This is a genomic window from Methylobacter sp., assembly GCF_004322395.1.
Lineage (GTDB): Bacteria > Pseudomonadota > Gammaproteobacteria > Methylococcales > Methylomonadaceae > Methylobacter_A.
This window is the reverse complement of the sequence record NZ_SCTW01000123.1, coordinates 1-2,521: the sequence shown is the minus strand read 5'-3', so window position 1 is coordinate 2,521 and position 2,521 is coordinate 1. Positions and strand designations below refer to the sequence as shown.

Annotated in this window: 6 protein-coding genes; 3 read left to right on the top strand and 3 right to left on the bottom strand. The window is 45.3% G+C overall.

Annotated elements, in window-relative coordinates:
* From EPO18_RS16730 to EPO18_RS16720, 3 genes are all read left to right on the top strand, one after another.
* A partial coding sequence (locus tag EPO18_RS16730; protein ID WP_292435280.1) for a BON domain-containing protein occupies positions 1–297 on the top strand: 297 nt, incomplete at its 5' end.
* A gap of 17 nt (positions 298–314) precedes the next feature.
* Positions 315–533, top strand: a complete 219-nt coding sequence (locus EPO18_RS16725) for a DUF883 domain-containing protein (protein ID WP_292435277.1) — start codon at positions 315–317, stop codon at positions 531–533.
* 271 nt (positions 534–804) lie between these two features.
* Positions 805–999, top strand: a complete 195-nt coding sequence (locus EPO18_RS16720) for a hypothetical protein (RefSeq protein WP_292435275.1) — start codon at positions 805–807, stop codon at positions 997–999.
* Positions 1,000–1,523: 524 nt separating this feature from the next.
* On the opposite strand, the gene smbP is transcribed toward EPO18_RS16720, so the two are convergent.
* The 3 genes from smbP to EPO18_RS16705 all read right to left on the bottom strand — a co-directional run.
* Positions 1,524–1,841, bottom strand: a complete 318-nt coding sequence (smbP, locus tag EPO18_RS16715; protein ID WP_292435272.1) for a small metal-binding protein SmbP — start codon at positions 1,839–1,841, stop codon at positions 1,524–1,526.
* 98 nt (positions 1,842–1,939) lie between these two features.
* Complete coding sequence (locus EPO18_RS16710; protein ID WP_292435270.1) at positions 1,940–2,116, bottom strand: CsbD family protein; 177 nt, start codon at positions 2,114–2,116, stop codon at positions 1,940–1,942.
* 216 nt (positions 2,117–2,332) lie between these two features.
* Positions 2,333–2,521, bottom strand: a 189-nt coding sequence (locus EPO18_RS16705) for a hypothetical protein (protein WP_292435268.1), incomplete at its 5' end; no start/stop codon positions are given.

The window sequence follows — 2,521 nt, the reverse complement described above, 5'->3', positions numbered from 1 at the left end:
TTTTTTTCCGCGCTTTTTTTAGCCATGACGTTAATAACAGTCACAGGTTGTGCATCGACAAAAACACAGGAGGCAACCGGAGAATATTTTGACGACAGCGTTATCACCGGCAAAATCAACACGCTGATGGTCGGTGATCCTGACCTGAAAGCCCGCGAAATCAATGTCGACACGTTCAAAGGCGTGGTTCAATTGAGCGGTTTCGTAAACACCCGTGCCGAAAGCGAGAAAGCGGCCGCACTTGCACGCAGCATCACCGGCGTAAAATCGGTCAAGAATAATATACGTCTAAAATAGACGAGGATAATCTGTCTATGGAAATAAACAAAACATCCGATTCAGTAGATAAAACTGCCAGTGCGGCCTCCTATCAGATCACAGAAGTACTTGGCGAAAAAGGAGCTCAACTGAGAAATGCCGAGCAGCAATTATTGAATAATTATCGTTATATTTATGGCAATCCCATTGCATCATTGGGTATGGCCTTAGTAGCGGCAGGCTTTCTGTTGAATCGTCTGTTGAGTGATCGTTAGACCGTAGGAACACAGTAAATTTAAGTAAACTGCAACGTGCAACGGCCCGATGCAAAGTTCTATATGAGCAGCTGGAACTTTTAGCCGTGCTATGTGGCCGGCCGGAAATAACCTAGTAAGTTGTGCCGACTTGCTTGCCGTCATTTCCCATTTGCTGTTCTAGTCTTCTATGGCTTGATACATACGCCGTAAGAGCCACTAACTAAGATTTCCAATATGTGAATTTTCAGCCAATGCCTCAAAAGAAGGCGTTGTGAAAGGAGAAGTATCAATGGCCAATTGCCTTCCAAATCTAAATACTCCCCCGTCTTTGACGGAACAAGTCAGCCATATCACGCAGCAGGTATTGGATCATCAACAAAAAGACGATCAACAAGAAGACGATGTTCTTCGCGCGGCTGTCATGGACCAAAGATATACCAATAGGCGACTGTCCCAAAAAATCCGCTACTGGCGAACACTATAGAATTTATCTTCGATAAAACCTATCAGTCTAAAAAATCAGTTTGCCGCCCAGATAGTGTAGCCATTGTAGTACCCAGGGGCATACAGGGCGACCGGCCGGTCGCCCCTACGGAAATTCCAAATCCAACTGATTTTTTTAGGATCAAAATTCGACATACCAGAGTACTTTGAGAACCGCCTTGAATCTGATGCTTCAAGATTTTATACACGGCCTTGCCTTCAAGTGAAGGGTAAGATCCTGTTATCAATAGAAGTATCGTTTCCGGCACTCGAACAGTAAGTAATCGCCCGTTGTTGGCGGCCTCAACCAATGCAGTGGGGAATCGTGAAAAGTTAAGAGGTGATGTTGATTGCTATCGTCGATTGAGCTTCCGGCGCAGAAAATCCGTACCTAAAAATCCTTCCTTTATTTCAAGGGTTCGTTGACCCATCGACCGGAGCTCTACGATGCATGATTCTAAAAGACAAACAAAGACGGCGGGCTATTCGCCCGCTGTCTTTTACGGTACCAAAAGCCGATAACGATTATTTCGCGGCTTTTAAATGTGTTACAGCCTCTTCAGCGGCTTTCTTCGCTAAATCGGAATGACCCTGTTTGCCATGTTCGATAGCCTCGTCCAAGCTTTTGATACCGGCATCCAAATGTTCATCCGAGACTTTTGCATGTTTTAACGCCGTTTCCGCATGTTCGGCTATGGATTTTCCATCGCTAGCTTTGGCCGATGCCTCCGCATGCTTCAACGCTTGCTCCATGTGATTTTCAGCAGCATAAGCACTCAAAGAGCAAAAACTTAAAACGATACCCGCCCATAAACTGGTAAATTTTATGTTAGTTAGTTTCATATTTATTTCCTTGTAAAATGAATTAATGAACATGCTGTTACAGCTATGCAGCAGGCCCATCTGCCCGGACTCCACTGCACAGCTCAACAGCAGCAATTTTAACGGTTTTTCTTAACTTCCTCTTTGGCATCACCATAGCCGGCCTGGCCTTTGCCCACATTTTTCTGAACTTTACCTTTTATTTCCATAGCTTCATCGTCCATCACCTTGCCTGCGGTCTCCTTAATTTTGCCTTTGGCTTGTTCGGCTCGGCCTTTTACTTGATCTTTGTTCATGAGTGTCTCCTGTTAATTAATTTAACAATTAAATTAACCATGACTACATTGTCATGACCAAAGCGCGGAATAATCTTTCCCATCGCTTAATTTAAAGCATACCTGCAAGATCGAGCACAGTCGGTGCGGAAACTAACATATAAATTTCCAAATAATTATGTCCTGATGTTACGCACGGACGGTATTTCTCCCGTTTGCCGTACCGAGCCCCATAACTTACGAAATATCCTTAAGCCCATGAATCAAATAGTGATGGAAACTTATCAGTGGCACGAATTCAATCCCGTTTGCCGCGCCGAGCACCGGAGCTTTTGTCGAGAACAGCCCGTGAGGGGTGCGGCAGGGATGCCGCACGTCAGCAGAGGGGCAGGAGCCCCTTCTGCTGACCCTCGGCAAAAGCGAGGA